This window comes from Cohnella silvisoli, from assembly GCF_021190915.1.
In the GTDB taxonomy this organism is placed as follows: Bacteria; Bacillota; Bacilli; order Paenibacillales; family Paenibacillaceae; genus Cohnella; species Cohnella silvisoli.
Window position 1 is genome coordinate 92,053 of record NZ_JAIOAP010000006.1, and the last position, 15,771, is coordinate 107,823.

Below are 15,771 nucleotides of genomic sequence, written 5' to 3' on the forward strand. Positions count from 1 at the left end.
ATGAAGGCATTTTCTTGACCTTGGCGAAAACTGTCGGGTCCGGTCGGGTCGAATCGGCGGTTTACCCTTCGCTACGGCAGCAGTTTCAGCAGCTCGGGGAATGACCCGATGATGGCATCCGAGCCATCAAGCTCGCCACGGCGGCAAAATCCGGCATAATTGCAGCCGACGACGGACAAGCCGTTGCTCTTGCCCGCTTCGACGTCGGACGAGCGGTCGCCGACCATCCATGCCTGGTCGACTTCATACGTGTCCAGCAGTCGACGTACGAGATCCACCTTAGTCTTGGTCGCGAATTCGCCGGCGCTGTACGTGCCTTCGAACCAATCGCCGATCCCTTTAATCGCGGGAACTCCTTTTACGTACTCCTCCAGCCCGTTGCTGGCGATGAACAACCGAATGCCCCGGCCGCGGAGCTCGCGCAACGTCTCTATGACGCCGGGATACAGGTGCCCTCGGCCAACCGCCAATTCTTCCATCTCATATTGCAGCAGCAACACGTTCGCCCTTTCATGCGCCTCAGTCGAACCTTCTGGCATTACCTTCTTCCATATATCGGATAGAACCATACCCAACGATCCGAGCAACATATCGATAGGCGGTAGCGGCGCCAAGTAGAGCCCTTCTTCCCGAAGCGTCTCGAATACGCGTCTGTGCACGGTTTCCAGCAGCGTCTCGGTTTGGAATAGCGTGCCGTCCAAATCAAAGATAACGGCTTGCGGCAATGGCAATGTTGTAACGCCGGAATTCGTATCGCTCATGACAATCTCCCTAAAAGTCGTTTATCTCCCATCATACCGTAAATTATTGCCTTTCAAAAGAAACAGGAACACGATTTCATCCGTGGAGATGTCGAAACCGACCCTCCTCAAAACTTATTAATGATCAAAAAAAGCCCGCCCAAGCTTCAATAGCTCGGATAGGCTGAAACGTAATAACGTATGAAACAAGGCAGCGGCGTCTACCATACCGACGTCGTCATTCAATCCTGCAGGCACAAATTCAAAAGTACGGTATTTCAAAACGATTCTTCAGGCCATTCCGTGAAGAATGCCGGCTAAGGACCGCAGCTGTACCGGATCGATCGGTTCAAGACCGGATCGGTTGCAGCGAACCGCGGAGCCGAAGTGCACTTCCGTTACCCTGGTTTGTTCAATAAACAACTTAATACCTTGCAACGTCAGACCATGGCCAGCGAGAATTGCTAGAGAACTCCCGTCCGTTTCCTCCACCAGACGCCGAATTTCAGACACCGCCTCCATCGCGGGCTTGAGCCCGCCGGAGGTAAGTACTCGGCTAATTTGCGGATATCGTCTCAACAACCGCAGCCCGGAGATTTGATCTTCCAACTCGTCGAAGGCGCGGTGAAACGTCACATTCAGCCCGCCTGCCGACTCGAGGAGCATCTCTAGAGAATGCACATCAATGCACCTATCCGCCTTCAAAGCACCCACAACGATTCCAGCCGCGCCAATAGAAGAAATGGCTTTAATCTCTGCCCTCATCGTATCAAGATCGTAGCGATCGTAAATGAAGGATCTGCTATGAGGCCTGACCATGACATGAACAGGAATGTTAACCGCTCGAACGACCTGTTCGACCATCCCAATGCCGGGAGTTAGTCCGCCTTCCGTTATTGCGGTAATAAGCTCAATTCGGTCTGCGCCATTATCTTCGGCCGTCAATGCATCCTGCACGCAGGTCGCGATTACTTCTAGTTTCATTTCGTCATCCTCTTCCAACATCCGAATAATTAGAGCGGCTTACCGCATAATCAGCAAGCAGACGCGCCCCATAACCGGTTGCTCCAGCCTCCGAATAACCAACTTCCTGCTTATACTGGACTGTACCGGCCATATCAATGTGAACCCAGTTTATCGATTCAGCCACAAAACGGCGAATAAACAATGCCGCAGTAATCGCTCCAGCAAGCGTGGAGGCTCCGACATTGCGCATATCAGCATAATCGCTTCGCAACTCGGATTCATACTCATCAATAAGCGGCATCGGCCACAGTCGTTCTCCATTGCGCTCGCCAATTTCGACCAGTTTGCGCGTCATTCCGGTATCTCCCCAAATGCCCGCAAGACCAAGCCCAAGAGCTTGCCCTACATTTCCTGTAAGCGTGGCGATGTCGATCGCTTCCGCGACGCCAAGCTTGGACGCGTGAAGCAGCGCGTCAGCCAGAACAAGCCGTCCTTCGCCATCCGTGTTAGCAACTTGAACAGTTAAGCCGTTCGGATAGTGAATAACGGACGAAGGCAGCATGGCCGCAGCATCGGGGAGGTTGTCCGCCACCGCAATAAGAGCAACTACATTCACTTTGGCGCTCTGCTTAACGAGTATATCCATCGACCCGATGACCGCTGCTGCTCCACCCATATCCATACGGGCATCGCTGATGTCTCTGCCGGTCTTGACGTTCATTCCGCCCATATCGAACGTAATCCCTTTGCCGACCAACGCTAGCAACGGAAGACTCGTATCCTCTTCATATCGGATCTCAATGAGCGCCGGGTGATGCAAGCTTCCCGCGCCTACGGCGAGCAAACCATTCATTTGGCGGTCTACAAGCTCCTGCCCGCTATAGACATGAATCCGTACGGGTTCGTTCAAGAAATGAGCGGCTACTCTTTCAACGAAAGCATCGGGATTAAGAGCATCAGGAGAGTCGTTAACCAAATCTCTTGCCAGCATAGCGCCCTCCGCTCGAATGCGTGCGATTGCAATCGTGTTTTCCAACTCGGATGCGGATAATTCCGGCCAGTCTTCCGGGTGAATATTCAGGTCGACGTTAGTATCGGTCTTGGAGGCTTGTTTGTACTTCTCAAAACGGTAATAGCCAAGCAGCCAGCCCTCTACCCATGCTTGCAGCCAAACTAAAGCGGCCTCTTCATTCGTTTCGCTGCCAACAACGGTGGAACGGACAAGCCCCGCACTTCGCACGCCTTCACGCAACAAGGACCTTACGGAAACTCCGCCAGCCCTTCTCACCTGCTCTAAGCTCACTTTTTTGCGCTCGCCCATTCCGATCGACAGCACTTCAGCCTCTCCGTTTGCCCTGCCGTGAAACCATGTGACCTCTGTCGCTTTCCGGCGACTCTCACGGAGCGGAAATTGAAAACTCTCGCCTATATACACCGGATGGACATAAACCTCCGCATCCCGACTCGGGCTTATCGTGATTTGCATCGTTGTCCCACCTTCTACCGTTTGGCTGTCTCATCATACAAATGACAAGCTACCATCAGCAAATTATGCTCTTTAACGTTCCAGGGAAAATACAGCCCTTCGTTCTCCCACTATCGTTCCGCCGTCGTTCACGATAACGTTTGGCACCAGCTCATACAGCCGGTCAATCGTCTCCTGGTTGTCATAACCGATGCGTTCCAGAATCGAAGCGATAATGCATGGCCATACTTGTTCGGAACCATCAGACACTTTCAGTGAAATGCCGAGCCGCTCTTTCCGCAGTCCGATACCGTAAACGCCTTTCGCCCCGCCTTTGGCCGACAGGTTGGGATCCTTAAGAAGAGCTGAGCAGACAAATTTCGTATCGGCAATCATGTCTGGGAATTCGTTCATTAGCTTAGCCATTTTAGCTGCTGCAACGCGTGTTGCGGAATCTTCGATTAAGTCAGGGCAAGCCAGCTTCAAATACGATAGAGCAATTTTATTTAATGGTAACGCATGAACGGGAAGGCCGCATCCGTCAATACCGACCGGGATGGATGATATCGGCACTTCGGCGATATATGCCAGCGTCTCCAGAATTTCCTGCTGTACCGGATGATCAAGCTTATAGTAAGTCCTTTCATCCCAGCCCATATGCTTGCAAAGAGCAATTAATCCGGAATGCTTGCCCGAACAGTTATGGAAAATGCGTCTTTTCGGCTCGTGCGCCCGATGGCGCTCGGCTTTGGCGTCTTCATTAAGCGGATAGGTAGCGCAGCAATGAAGCCCTTCCTCTGAAAAACCTACTTTGCGAATGATGGATTCCAATGCTTCGATATGGAATGACTCTCCCCGGTGAGAAGCTGCAAATATCGCAGTTTCCTGGCCAGTGAGCCCGTACACTTCATCAATGTTCCTTTTCATCACCGGAATGGCCTGAAACGGCTTCGCTGCAGAGCGTAAATAAGTCATATGCTCAGGATTTCCGGCCCGATAAATAACGTTTCCCTTCTCGTCCACCACGCTGACCACTCCGAAATGTACATTCTCAAGGAGTTTGCCGCGGTATTCTTCAACCAATGCTGTAAAACTCATTCCAATGTCCTCCTTGTCTGTTTTGGAGTTATTCGAGTACGAAAAAGCGCGTCTGCGCCAACAGTCCGGAGCCGATTACGACTCCCCGCTCATTCAACTCAGAACGGTGGAAGCTGAAAGACTCGCGCAACGGCTCCCATACTAAACGCGTAGAACACAGCTCTTTCACTTCCGAGCAAATTTCCGGAAATTTGTCGACGAGCTCGCCGCTTAATATGACGCTATCCGGATTATACATGCAAACGACATTGTTCACCGTTATAGACATGTACATTAAAGCTCGATCAATTAAATGGACCGCCCACGGTTCTTTGACTCGGTATGCGTCGAACAGTTCCTCGATCGTATGAATCGGACGAATTTTGTTCGCTTCCGATAGAAGTGAGCTGATGTTGATGTACGTTTGCAAGCAGCCGGGCTTGCCGCATTCACACAGCATACCGTTCGGATCGATCGTTGTATGACCGATTTCCCCTGCGCTGTTCATCTCGCCCCGATAAATACCGCCTTCGATAATAAGAGCGGAACCGACTCCATTGCCGAAACCGATAAGCGCAGTTCGGTTAGAACCGATTGCGGCGCCCTTCAGATGTTCGGCCAGCGCTTTGACTTTGAGCTCATTGTCAACGGCGACTTCAAAGCCGGTAAGTTCTTTCAGGCGTTCAGACAATCGCACATTTTTCCATCCGAGCTGGACGGAGAAAACGACAATGCCTTTTTCGATGTTTACGATACCGGGAAGCCCGACTCCGATGCCAACGACTCTGTTGCGTTTTATTGCATTCCGCTCTAGCATTTCAAGGACTATGGAGCCGAGTCGTTCGAGTGTGTCAGTGGAACTATCTTCAGATAGGCGGCTATATACTTCACTGCATACGATATTTCCCTGCAAATCCACGATACCAACGCTTATTGCGTGACGATCCAGTTCAATTCCAATCGATAATACCGATCCATCCACTAAGCCTAGCAACGTAGATTTTCGGCCGAGACCCGCGGAAACTTGCTCGGATTCTTGAATGTATCCCTCCTCCGTCAGTTCCCCGACAATCCGGCTGACTGTGGTGGCACTCATCCCGGTTTGCTTAGCAATCGAAGCCCGGGAAATCGGACGCTGGTTTTTAATGATTTCAAAAACAGTCAGCCTGTTTTGGCGTTTCATAAAGTCCTGATCATGCTTTTTCACGGGAATTATCTCCTGATTATTTTCACCATAGGATTAAATATAGTAAAAATACAGCTTATAACCAATTAAAACGGTAGAAAGCGACTGATATCCTTGTGTTTTGTCTAAATATATTAATTAGTTACTCCATTGATGTTAACAATAGAGATTTTTTATTAACCCGTCAATATAAATGACCATACTAAAATTTTGACAAATAAATACGCAAAAAAAGCCTTAGAATACAAGGCTTTCCGGCATTGAAATGCTTAACATCCAATATAAGTTTTTAGCTCAGCTTCTTAATAACTTTTTCCACCCGTTTGCGTTTGCTGTCCTTCTCGATTTCAATTAGCCGGGATAGTAGCGTTTCAACAAAGACGGTTCTATTGTTGCCATTAATAATCGGCATTGCGTTCTCCGCATACATCGGGAGTTGGTTCGTCGGACAGTTTTCCAACTGCGCTATGAGCTGCGGAAAAACCTTCTCTGAATAAGAGTCCATAGAGCATAGCTTAATCAGAATATTGACCCCATGGTCCTTCGTAATGACTGAGCCTTTATCTGCCACTTCCAAGATTGTCGGCAACGCTGAAAAGATAACTTGAGGATTAACGAGAGCTATTGCATCCAGCGCCGTCATCGCTCCCCATACTAGTCGATTATTTTTGTGGTCAAGCAAATCAATAAACGTTTGCGCATGAAAGGCAATAAGCTCAGGCTCGAGCGCTCCGATTTCGTATAGCACCTTGATGCAATCGCTTTGGATATTTTTATCTTTGTGGGCGACGTTATCGATAAGCTCTTGTATAGCTTCCTTGTCGGCTTCATCGACAACCTTTCGCGCCAATTCCACGTTGGGTTGTTCATCTTTGCGATTAAGCGAAGTAGCCAACCGGGTCAGAATCGTCATCTGAACACTCCTTTCTATCGTTTTCTTATTATAGCAAATTTTGTTCGCCAACCTATTCTTTCGATATACCTTTGTCATGGGACGGCATTTGCCTCAAGCTAATTCAATGTCTTCTACATAATTTGTCATGTGGCTTTTACGCTAAATCTTTCGGAGCAGGTGTTCTTATATGCACATTTTGATTGTAGCGCCGGAGCAAATTACGGTCCCGCCCATTCTCGGAGGATCTGTTGAAATCTGCATACTAGCCATCGCTAAAAAATTGGCGCGCTCGCATCGCGTAACCGTCGTTAGCCGGGCTCATTCACGGTATCCCCGTCATTCCGTCATTGATGGGGTCCATATTTATCGTGTTCCATCTGGAAGTCCCATGAAATACTTGTCTCATGTCAAAAGCTTTATCAAAGGCAAACGATTCGATGTGATCCAGATCGATAACCGGCCGCGCTTCGTCGGTCCTCTTAAACAATTGTTCAAGGGGACTCCTGTGTCCCTGTTTCTACATTCCCTAACCTTCGTCGGCGCCCCGTTTACATCTCGTGCGACAGCAGCGAAAGATCTAGCCAAAGCCGATATCATTATCGCGAACAGTTCGTCATTAAAACAGCAATTATCCGCGAGGTTCCCACGTATTTCCGGACGAATCCGCAAAGTATGGCTCGGCGTAGATACGAATCGTTTCTCACCATCCCGGGCGAATAAGCCTAATAAAGCATTCAAGGTATTGTTTACAGGCAGATTGATCCCTCGGAAAGGAGTTCCCGTACTGCTCAAAGCCGTTAAGCAGGCACAATCGAAAACGGTCAGACCCATCCATGTCGTGATCGCGGGCGGATCAACTCGTTCCGGATATATGGAAAGCATGCGCGCACTCGCTCGTAAGCTTCACGTTAATACCCGTTTCCTCGGCACCGTTCCCCATAGCCGCATTCATAAAGTATACCGGCAAGCCGATGTTTTTGTCTGTCCTTCCCAGCAACATGAAGCTTTCGGTTTGGTTAACGTCGAGGCGATGTCTTCCGGTTTGCCCGTTATCGCTTCGAGTAACGGCGGGATCAAGGAAATCGTACGCCACAATAAAAATGGAATCCTGGTAAAAGACTATCGCAAACCCCAAGCGTTCGCGAATGCAATCGTGCGGCTTATGAATAACAAGAATTTGCGAAACAGCATGAAACGACAAGCACGGAAAGATTGTTTGGCAAAATTCAGTTGGAGCGCATCTGCCCAGCGATTAAGCGGAGTTTATTCCAAAATAAACCGGTAGGCAAAAAAACCTTCATGCGGCACCGTATGAAGGTTTCTTATACATGGAGGGATATTTACTAAGGCTTCATAACCTCTACGCCATATTCATTTTAGGTAACCATCCTTACTCATGAGTCCCATTCCTCACGCATTTGACCAACTTCTTCTCTGAGTTCCTTTACCCGATTTGGAGGTAATACTCCGACAGATTGAAGCAAATCATCTACTGCGTACTCGTCGGTCTCTTCCAATTCAACAATTTCTTTATTAAAATCAATTGTGACCCTGGGATTTGTAATATTTGCTTTGTTTAATATTTTTCTGAGCTCTCTTACGGTGTTAGAATCCATTTTTTTTGGAATCATGAGCAGGTGCCTCCCTCACTCATTCTTTTGCATATTATAACACACTTTTTTACAACTTTAATCCACACTCTTTAAGCAGTTCATCCAATCCCAAGAACAACAGAAGCGGGTTTACATGTGTAAACCCGCTTCTGTTGTGTCCTCATCTACCATTTTCCATATACTTTCGCGTATCGCCTGATTTTCCTGAATACGGACGGGTCGGGCAGCTTTCTGAAAATAAAAGGATCAGGCGCGGTATTAACCTCCAAAATCCACGGCGTCATTGAACGATCCATTCCTACGTCCACTCCGATTTCATAGACTCTCCGAAATTTTTTACGCATGGCAAGACCCGCAGTTACGCCTATGCTTTCAAGCGAGCGGACTGTTCGTCTAAGGGCACGTTTATTAATGTGACTCCCTAACAGTCGGCTCACGGCCATTGGGGTGCCGCCGTCGTGATAGTTGGTCACGATTTTTCGGGGTGCCGCTACCCGGCCGATTATTCCCGTCGTTTCCCAGACTTTGCGCGGGTTAAGTTGGACCATAACGCGCAGATCGAATCGGCGACCTTTGTACTTTAACAAATGAACGCCTCTTTGAACCAAATATTTTCTACCCTTCGTTTCTTTACGGATTGCTTCGTACATGGGGTTATAGGAGAGGTAAAAACGGACGCGCTTCCCCAATTGGAAACGGTAGTGTCCATCGGATTTCTCTACCCTCATTACACCTTTGCCTTGAGCGCCTGTGTCCGGTTTAACGTAAACCATCTTGAACTCTTTCAGCATCATTAGGAGCTGAGGCCGGTTAAACGCAACTGTTCTCGGAATGATGCTTCTTAACGATTTTCTGCGCAGCAACGCGACGGTTTTTCTCCATTTGCTACCGACATATTGAGACACGCTGCACTCTCCCCGAATTCATATTTCTAATATCGAATTCAGTTTATGTGACGGCTTGTAACGAGGGGACAAAAACAGGCTTAGGTTACGATACAGGCAAATGAACGATTACTTCTGTTCCTTTGCCCTCTGCGCTTTCTATCCGAATCGTCCCTTGATGCTCCTTCACGATCGATTGGGCAATGGGCAACCCCAACCCCGTTCCGCCGGTTTTACGATGGCGGGATTGATCCACCCGATAGAAACGTTCGAAAACATGTCCGATTTCACTCGAGGGAATTCCAATGCCGTAATCCTTAATCCGAATCTCTAAGTTTTCAGTGCCATTGCGCACATAAATATCAATAGAACGTTTACTGTACTTCAAGGCATTATCGATCAAAATGAGGAGTAGCTGCTTGATCTTCGCCGCATCAGCCTCTATCCATGCTTCCTTATCCGCTGAATGAACGACGATGCTCTGCGAGTTCAGCTTGCTGACAAGAGAAGCAACATGCTTGCAGCAAGCAAGCATATCGAACCTTTCGACGTTTAATTTCTCATTCTGCTGCGACGAAGCCAGATCCAGCAATTGCTGTGTCATTGTCCTCATATGTTTGGATTCCTCATATATGGCTTCAATTGATTCTCTATGAACTTTCTCATCAATTGTCCCCCAACGACGAAGCATATTCGCATAGCCTTCAATAATTGTTAACGTAGTATTCAACTCATGGGATGCATCCGAAACGAACCGCTGCTGCTTATGAAAGCTTTCCTCCAGCCGCCCCATCATCCGATTGAAAGTTTCGGTCATAATAAACAATTCATTATTAGACTTGCCCCGCGAAGGGATCTTCTTAAATACTAGGCTGCTTTCAATTTCCTGCATCGTTCGTATGCTATCCGAGATCGGCTTCAGCACGGTTCGCGACAGCAGCAATCCTCCAATGACGCTTAGAAGCACCGCGCCCCCGGTTGTACAGAGCAATATGGTTACGAGCAGGTTCATATTCGTATCGAGGGATTCCATTTTCTCAATGATTTCAAACGTTCCGACGAGCTTCTGATTCGCTAGGATAGATACTCGCACGATCAACACTTTCTGATCTTTGATCTCCGCTAATTTAGACATTGCTGCAGGAGGCACATCCATTTCCGTTAAGTCGATATCATTTTCTCCCTTGAATTCACGAATAACCTCCATATTGAGATCTAGCAGTCGGATTATTGTATCCTCCGGAAGGTAATCCATGATCCGATTTTGTTGCTCTTTGTTCATGATCGCCAGAGGGCCGATTTTTTCGATGATTTGTTCCGATTTGCTGCGCAGTAATTCAATTTCATTACGGGTAGCAATATTGATAAATAAAAAGTAGACGACGAAGTCCACAATCAACAAAATGCATATGATCAACGAGGAAGTGAGCAACGTAAACTTGTTTTTGAGCTTCACTGACCATCCTCCCTTATGCAGTAACCTACCCCTCGTATCGTTTGAATCAGCTTAACATCGAAATCGTAATCGATCTTCTTGCGGATATAACGAATATAAACGTCAACGACGTTCGTGTCTCCAATGAAATCGTATCCCCAAACCTGATTGATGATTTGCTCCCTGTTCAGAACATGATTTTTATTTTCCAACAAATACAACAGCAAATCGTATTCCTTCGGAGTCAGCTCGATTTTCTGTCCTTCGCGGATAATTTCCCTGGACACCTTATCGATGGTTAGATTATCAATTTGAAGGCGCTTAGCCGCCGTCTTCTTAGAAGACTCCTCTTCCCTTCCGCGCATGCTCGCTCTCATTCTGGCCAGCAGTTCTTCGATTTCAAAAGGCTTCGTAATGTAATCATTTGCCCCCTGATCAAGCCCAGATATAATATCCGGAGTTGTATTGCGTGCCGTTACAAGAATCACGGGGGTTTCTGCATCTTCTTTTCTCAGTCTTCTCAGCACCTCGATGCCGTTTAATTCGGGTAGCATGATGTCCAGAATAATGATTCCCCATCGTTTCGATAAAGCTTTCTCAAGACCTTCTCGCCCGTTATCGGCAACGTCGACGCTATATCCTTCGTGAGTTAGCTCCAATTCAAGCAGCCTTGCTATTTTAACTTCGTCCTCGACGATCAGAACTTCTTTTGCCAATCGCTTGTCCTCCCTATTCGTTCCGACGCTTTCTTCCTTATTATGACTTCGAATTGAAAAAAAAGACCTAAGCATAAGCTTAGGCCAGACTAGACGAGAAAGAGAATTAGTCGTTTTCCGGAATGATCTTGCCCGTCGTCGCGTCAACCGTCAGCTCTTGCTCTTTGCCCGCAGCGTCCTTAATCGTAATGGCATAGACGGTTTTACCGTTTTCCGTTTCGAGGTTAGCGCTTGTTACGGTACCAGGCGTTTGTTTAAGAGCGATATCGATGCTTTGTTGCTTGCTGAATGCAGTAGTCTGCGTGGCAGCGTCGTTCACTTCTTTATCATCGTCCTGCGCGCCTTGATCGCCGTTCACGCCGTCGTCGTTCACTTCTTGGTCATTGTCCTGCGCGCCTTGATCGCCGTTCACGCCGTCGTCGTTCACTTCTTGGTCATTGCCTTGCTCGACTTGCGCGCCCTGCACGCCATCGTCATTCGTCTCTTGATCGTTATCTTGTTGTACTGGCGCTGGGCTCTTCTGTACGGAAGAAGCTGCATTCGTGGATGGCAACAAGGCAGCACCCGCGATACCTCCACCGATTAGAGCAACCGCAAGAGCTCCTACCATTAACTTCTTGTTCATTTTGTTTCCTCCTCGGGAAATAGGTTTGTCTACATTCCCTATTGTAGCCAAGGGTTCTGAGATTATCGGGTGATTTAGATTAGAAATCTCTGAGAATCCATTACGATGGGCAACGATATCGTAACGACGGTACCTTGCCTTTCCGCGCTCGCAAGGGTAATCGTCCCCCGATAGTCTTCGACTAAGCGCTTGGCTATCGCCAGCCCCAGACCGCTGCCCCCCATCTTGCGGCTTCTGGCTTTATCCACCCTGTAGAAGCGGTCGAATACATGGGGAATATGGTCGGCCGCAATGCCCACGCCGTTGTCGGCGATCTCCAATTGCGCTTCGTTGTTTCCTGATTTCTTGGTTGTAATGACAACCTTCTTCTGTTGACCCGAATACTTGATCGCGTTATCGAGTACGATCATCAGAATTTGTTTCAGATGATGCTCGGTTATGGCCAGATGTATACCGTCCGGCAATCGAAAATTCGTCTCGAAGGTGAATCCAGGATGAATAACCGCAAAATCATCGACGACCTTCCTGATAATCATCGCAGGATTCGAGCCTTCGGATTCCGTTTGTCCAGATTCGCCAAGGGAAGAAGCCAATAAATCTTGCGTTAGATTTTTCAATCGGCTTAATTCCTCCAATGAAGCTTTCAGAGATTCTTCGAGAACAGAAGGATCGTTTTTCCCCCACCTAGCCAGCAAAGTCAGATGACCTTCAATAATCGCAATAGGTGTCCTAAGCTCGTGAGAAGCGTCTTCGACGAATTGATTTTGCTGCTGGAAGGAGGCTTCCAACCGGTCCATCATTTCGTTGAAAACTTGGCTAAGCTTAGACAATTCGTCCTTGTTATCCACGAATTCGACCCTCTCGGTCAAACCGCCGTGCTTGATTTTCCGCATCGTCTCGGACAACCCGGCAATCGGCTTCACGAATTGTCTCGCCAGCAGAATTCCGCCGAACATACTGAAGGTTATGCCCCCCAGCGCACCAAGCGCCATGATGACGAGCAGAATTTGATTTAATCTCTCGTAGTTTTCCATATTGCGGATCAATTCTATCGTGCCTTTGAACGAACCGACCGTTAACGGGCTTCTCATAACGAGAAGATGGTCCTTTTCATGCCATGTCCGAACCAGCATTGTTCTGTTCACGCTCTCCGGCTTTACCCATTTTTCGGGTAAATCGTCGCTGATCGAGAGCATGACTTTTCCATCGCGATCCAAGATACGAATTAATTGATCTCTCTGGTTTGCCTTCTCAAGGAATTTCTTGCTGCCCAGCACATCCCTTGAAACGTTGTCCGCGTAATAGCCTTGAATCTCGTCCATGCTCGTTCGGATTGCATTTCTATCTTGTATTAATATCCAACGATCCAGAACTAAATATTGGGCAGAGTTATAAAGCAGAAAGAAGACGCACATCCATAGAGAAGTCCAAACGGTTAACCGCCACTTGAGCGGAAGAGCGTTGATCTTCATTAAACTCTTTCTCATGATCGCATCACGTACCCAATTCCCCGCAAGGTTTGAATATAAGTGCCTTCGCCCGTATCGTCCAGCTTCTTGCGCAAATATCTGACATATACGTCGACGACGTTCGTCTCGACTTCCGTGTCGTAGCCCCACACTTTATCCAGCAACATATCTCTGGACAATACGACGTTGACGTTCTGCATGAATATAGCCAGCAGATCGAATTCCCGTTTCGTAAGGTCGATGATCTCGCCTGCTTTCCTGATCATTCGAGCTTGCAAGTCAAGCGTCAGGTCCAGGAAATTCAATACGGCGTTCATCTGCTCGGTATGCTCGTATCTTCGAAACAAGGCGCGCATGCGGGCGAACAGCTCTTCGATGGCGAACGGCTTCGGAATATAGTCATCGGCACCGCAATCCAGCCCTAATACCCGATCGTTTACATTGATTCTTGCCGTTAGCATAATAATTGGGGTATTTTTAACTTTCCTTATCTTGCGGCACACGTCAAACCCGCTGATGACGGGTAACATGACATCGAGCAAGATGACATCCCAATCGTCTTCCAAAGCCCATTCAAGCCCCTTCTCGCCATCGTAGGCGACCGTAACTTCGAAATCGGCATGGGTAAGCTCCAACTCGAGAAATCTTGCGAAATTAGGCTCGTCCTCAACGATCAATATTTTTTTCATCGTTACCTCCTGCTGCAAGAAGAGGATACTGCTGATTCCAGTATCCTCCTCCTTATTCTCAGGTTCAAGCATTAATTAATAATAAACTATACACAATTAGCTTCTTACTTCTCGCTTGAGCTCTGGGGCGGAATCTCGTCCCTTCTCGTCTTGGTCAGGTAGATGACCAAACTCAAGATCGTTACGAGGAAGATCGCGCTGGTTACTACCGTACCCAGTCCAAGTCCGCCCTCATCGCTAGACTGGGAAAGATAGTCCCCAATCGAGGCGCCCAGAGGACGGGTCAAGATATAGGCAATCCAAAAGGCCAGCACAGCATTCAACTTGAAGCTGTAATGGGCGACCGTAACCGCCGCGATCAGTCCGGCGAATATAAGCGCTGATACCCAGTATCCCAAATTTAGCCCTTCTGCTGCAAGGTCGCCGGCAGCGGTACCCAAGGCGAAAGTGAACAGGATGGCCAACCAGTAGAACGCTTCCCTCTTGGTCGTATAGATGGAGTGAATGGACAGTGTCTTCTGGCTCGCGTACCAAGCCACAAAGGTTACTAGCAGAGCGACGGTGAAGATGATGGTGGTCGTCTCCAGAGAAACCCCAAGATTGTCCACGAGGTTGTCGGTGACCAAAGTGCCGACAACGCTGATTAGCACGACCGCGAGCCAGTAGACCGCCGGCACGTACTTCATAGACTTGAACTGGAAAAATAATGTGATGATCAGGAGCCCGCTCATGACATAAGTTGTGTTGGTTAAGCCCAAGTTCAGGTTTGTGTTCAGGAAGTCAGCGGCCGTCTCTCCAACCGTCGTTGCCAGAATCTTGATGATCCAGAAGAAGATCGTGACTTCCGGAACCTTGTTCAACATCTGCCGGCCTCGCGAAGTAAACGAATTTGACGCATTCAAGTTTGATTACCCCTTCCACTTTTTGTTAGGTTGTTGTCCAACTGCAATTGAGTGTAACAGGACATTCTGTGAATATGATGAGAGAACGCCAACTTTAAAAAAACAACAGGTTGGCCTATAATGAATGCGCACCGAGATTCTAATAGCGAATGGGGACCTAATGATGTCGAACAACAGAAAACGTATGCTTTTACTGCTACTTGTCCTACTATTGATTACGTCTTTCAGTATTCAGTCCCATACTTCTATTGAGGCATCTGGCAATACCAGTGCCAATGTCACTACCACTGCCAATGTCACTACCACTGCCACTGCCAAGAAGAAATACAAAGTCGATCATATCGTCATTGTCGTCGAAGAGAATCATTCCTATCGGGAAATATTCAATAATCCTCATGCCCCATATATGAATCAGTTGATGAAGCAAGGCGCAAACCTCATTAACCATTATGCGATTGAGCATCCAAGCCAGCCCAACTATTTGGACTTGTTTTCCGGATCCAACCAAGGCGTTACCAACGACAAAACACCTAAACATGCTTTTAAGACAGCTAACCTCGCTTCTGAATTAATTGCCCGTGGTCTTACCTTTGGAGGATATTCGGAGGGAATGCCGAAGATAGGTTTTACGGGACCCTATGATTTGAAAACGAACTACGCGAGAAAGCATAACCCATGGGTTAATTTCACCAATGTTCCAAGCACAGCCAATATGCCTTTTACAAGCTTTCCCAAGGATTATTCCAAATTGCCTACGGTTTCTTTCGTCATTCCGAACATGGATCACGATATACACGACGGAACCGTAAAGGAAGCCGATAATTGGTTAAAAGAAAATTTGGACGGTTACGTCAAATGGGCGGACAAGCATAACAGCCTTCTGATCCTTACTTGGGATGAAGACGATATGAGCGCCAAGAACAAGATTCCTACAGCCATCGTCGGTCCCATGGTCAAAAAACAATCCTATAAGGTTCGTACAAATCATTATTCCCTTCTTCGGACGATCGAAGACCTATATGGTCTTGAACCGTTAGGCAATAGCAAACAAGCGGCTCCGCTCAAAATCTGGAAATAACTGATTTTCTAATCATTCGTTAATGTTCACC

General features: G+C 47.7%; 16 protein-coding genes. 2 read left to right on the forward strand and 14 right to left on the reverse strand.

From position 1 onward, the window contains the following. Positions 1 to 71 precede the first annotated feature (71 nt). The 6 genes from K7P76_RS13200 to K7P76_RS13225 all read right to left on the reverse strand — a co-directional run bounded on the left by K7P76_RS13200 (position 72) and on the right by K7P76_RS13225 (position 6,347). On the reverse strand, positions 72 to 761 hold the full coding sequence (locus K7P76_RS13200; RefSeq protein WP_232185769.1) for an HAD family hydrolase: 690 nt from the start codon (positions 759 to 761) through the stop codon (positions 72 to 74). Positions 762 to 1,031: 270 nt separating this feature from the next. Next, complete coding sequence (locus tag K7P76_RS13205) at positions 1,032 to 1,724, reverse strand: copper homeostasis protein CutC (RefSeq protein ID WP_232185770.1); 693 nt, start codon at positions 1,722 to 1,724, stop codon at positions 1,032 to 1,034. Between the two features lie 4 nt (positions 1,725 to 1,728). After that, positions 1,729 to 3,192, reverse strand: coding sequence for a M17 family metallopeptidase (locus K7P76_RS13210; RefSeq protein ID WP_232185771.1), 1,464 nt, complete (start codon positions 3,190 to 3,192; stop codon positions 1,729 to 1,731). Positions 3,193 to 3,264: 72 nt separating this feature from the next. Continuing rightward, positions 3,265 to 4,269 carry an asparaginase gene (locus K7P76_RS13215; protein ID WP_232185772.1) on the reverse strand — a complete coding sequence of 335 codons (1,005 nt, stop codon included), beginning with the start codon at positions 4,267 to 4,269 and terminating at the stop codon, positions 3,265 to 3,267. Between the two features lie 28 nt (positions 4,270 to 4,297). Further along, positions 4,298 to 5,455 (reverse strand): ROK family transcriptional regulator, encoded by a 1,158-nt coding sequence (locus K7P76_RS13220; protein WP_232185773.1) that lies wholly within the window; start codon positions 5,453 to 5,455, stop codon positions 4,298 to 4,300. Between the two features lie 268 nt (positions 5,456 to 5,723). Continuing rightward, a complete protein-coding gene (locus K7P76_RS13225; RefSeq protein WP_232185774.1) occupies positions 5,724 to 6,347 on the reverse strand; it encodes a hypothetical protein in 624 nt (207 codons plus the stop codon). A gap of 169 nt (positions 6,348 to 6,516) precedes the next feature. On the opposite strand from K7P76_RS13225, the gene K7P76_RS13230 reads away from it, so the two are divergent. Next, the gene (locus K7P76_RS13230; RefSeq protein WP_232185775.1) at positions 6,517 to 7,614 is read left to right on the forward strand and encodes a glycosyltransferase family 4 protein; all 1,098 of its coding nucleotides are present in this window, start codon (positions 6,517 to 6,519) and stop codon (positions 7,612 to 7,614) included. Between the two features lie 109 nt (positions 7,615 to 7,723). Here the strand turns inward: K7P76_RS13230 and K7P76_RS13235 are convergent, their stop codons facing one another. The 8 genes from K7P76_RS13235 to K7P76_RS13270 form a co-directional block, all read right to left on the reverse strand. Next, complete coding sequence (locus K7P76_RS13235) at positions 7,724 to 7,960, reverse strand: hypothetical protein (protein ID WP_232185776.1); 237 nt, start codon at positions 7,958 to 7,960, stop codon at positions 7,724 to 7,726. 146 nt (positions 7,961 to 8,106) lie between these two features. Then, a complete protein-coding gene (locus tag K7P76_RS13240) occupies positions 8,107 to 8,847 on the reverse strand; it encodes a YheC/YheD family protein (protein ID WP_232185777.1) in 741 nt (246 codons plus the stop codon). 85 nt (positions 8,848 to 8,932) lie between these two features. Continuing rightward, a complete protein-coding gene (locus tag K7P76_RS13245; protein WP_232185778.1) occupies positions 8,933 to 10,282 on the reverse strand; it encodes a sensor histidine kinase in 1,350 nt (449 codons plus the stop codon). Next, positions 10,279 to 10,977, reverse strand: coding sequence for a response regulator transcription factor (locus K7P76_RS13250; protein ID WP_232185779.1), 699 nt, complete (start codon positions 10,975 to 10,977; stop codon positions 10,279 to 10,281). The genes K7P76_RS13245 and K7P76_RS13250 overlap by 4 nt, the downstream gene beginning before the upstream one ends. A 106-nt stretch (positions 10,978 to 11,083) precedes the next feature. Next, positions 11,084 to 11,602 (reverse strand): PepSY domain-containing protein, encoded by a 519-nt coding sequence (locus K7P76_RS13255; RefSeq protein ID WP_232185780.1) that lies wholly within the window; start codon positions 11,600 to 11,602, stop codon positions 11,084 to 11,086. A 74-nt stretch (positions 11,603 to 11,676) separates the two neighbouring features. Next, positions 11,677 to 13,089, reverse strand: coding sequence for a sensor histidine kinase (locus tag K7P76_RS13260; protein ID WP_232185781.1), 1,413 nt, complete (start codon positions 13,087 to 13,089; stop codon positions 11,677 to 11,679). After that, positions 13,086 to 13,760, reverse strand: a complete 675-nt coding sequence (locus K7P76_RS13265; RefSeq protein WP_232185782.1) for a response regulator transcription factor — start codon at positions 13,758 to 13,760, stop codon at positions 13,086 to 13,088. The genes K7P76_RS13260 and K7P76_RS13265 overlap by 4 nt, the downstream gene beginning before the upstream one ends. A 104-nt stretch (positions 13,761 to 13,864) precedes the next feature. Beyond that, a complete protein-coding gene (locus tag K7P76_RS13270) occupies positions 13,865 to 14,623 on the reverse strand; it encodes a COG4705 family protein (RefSeq protein ID WP_232185783.1) in 759 nt (252 codons plus the stop codon). Positions 14,624 to 14,825: 202 nt separating this feature from the next. Here K7P76_RS13270 and K7P76_RS13275 point away from each other — a divergent pair, with 202 nt between their 5' ends. Beyond that, the gene (locus K7P76_RS13275; RefSeq protein WP_232185784.1) at positions 14,826 to 15,740 is read left to right on the forward strand and encodes an alkaline phosphatase family protein; all 915 of its coding nucleotides are present in this window, start codon (positions 14,826 to 14,828) and stop codon (positions 15,738 to 15,740) included. Positions 15,741 to 15,771 lie beyond the last annotated feature (31 nt).

Coding starts and splice junctions, on each gene's coding strand:
- K7P76_RS13255 (WP_232185780.1), bottom strand. CDS start 11,602: ATGAACAAGAAGTTAATGGTAGGAGCTCTTGCGGTTGCTCTAATCGGT.
- K7P76_RS13270 (WP_232185783.1), bottom strand. CDS start 14,623: ATGTTGAACAAGGTTCCGGAAGTCACGATCTTCTTCTGGATCATCAAG.
- K7P76_RS13210 (WP_232185771.1), bottom strand. CDS start 3,192: ATGCAAATCACGATAAGCCCGAGTCGGGATGCGGAGGTTTATGTCCAT.
- K7P76_RS13235 (WP_232185776.1), bottom strand. CDS start 7,960: ATGATTCCAAAAAAAATGGATTCTAACACCGTAAGAGAGCTCAGAAAA.
- K7P76_RS13215 (WP_232185772.1), bottom strand. CDS start 4,269: ATGAGTTTTACAGCATTGGTTGAAGAATACCGCGGCAAACTCCTTGAG.
- K7P76_RS13205 (WP_232185770.1), bottom strand. CDS start 1,724: ATGAAACTAGAAGTAATCGCGACCTGCGTGCAGGATGCATTGACGGCC.
- K7P76_RS13200 (WP_232185769.1), bottom strand. CDS start 761: ATGAGCGATACGAATTCCGGCGTTACAACATTGCCATTGCCGCAAGCC.
- K7P76_RS13260 (WP_232185781.1), bottom strand. CDS start 13,089: ATGAGAAAGAGTTTAATGAAGATCAACGCTCTTCCGCTCAAGTGGCGG.
- K7P76_RS13275 (WP_232185784.1), top strand. CDS start 14,826: ATGTCGAACAACAGAAAACGTATGCTTTTACTGCTACTTGTCCTACTA.
- K7P76_RS13225 (WP_232185774.1), bottom strand. CDS start 6,347: ATGACGATTCTGACCCGGTTGGCTACTTCGCTTAATCGCAAAGATGAA.
- K7P76_RS13265 (WP_232185782.1), bottom strand. CDS start 13,760: ATGAAAAAAATATTGATCGTTGAGGACGAGCCTAATTTCGCAAGATTT.
- K7P76_RS13230 (WP_232185775.1), top strand. CDS start 6,517: ATGCACATTTTGATTGTAGCGCCGGAGCAAATTACGGTCCCGCCCATT.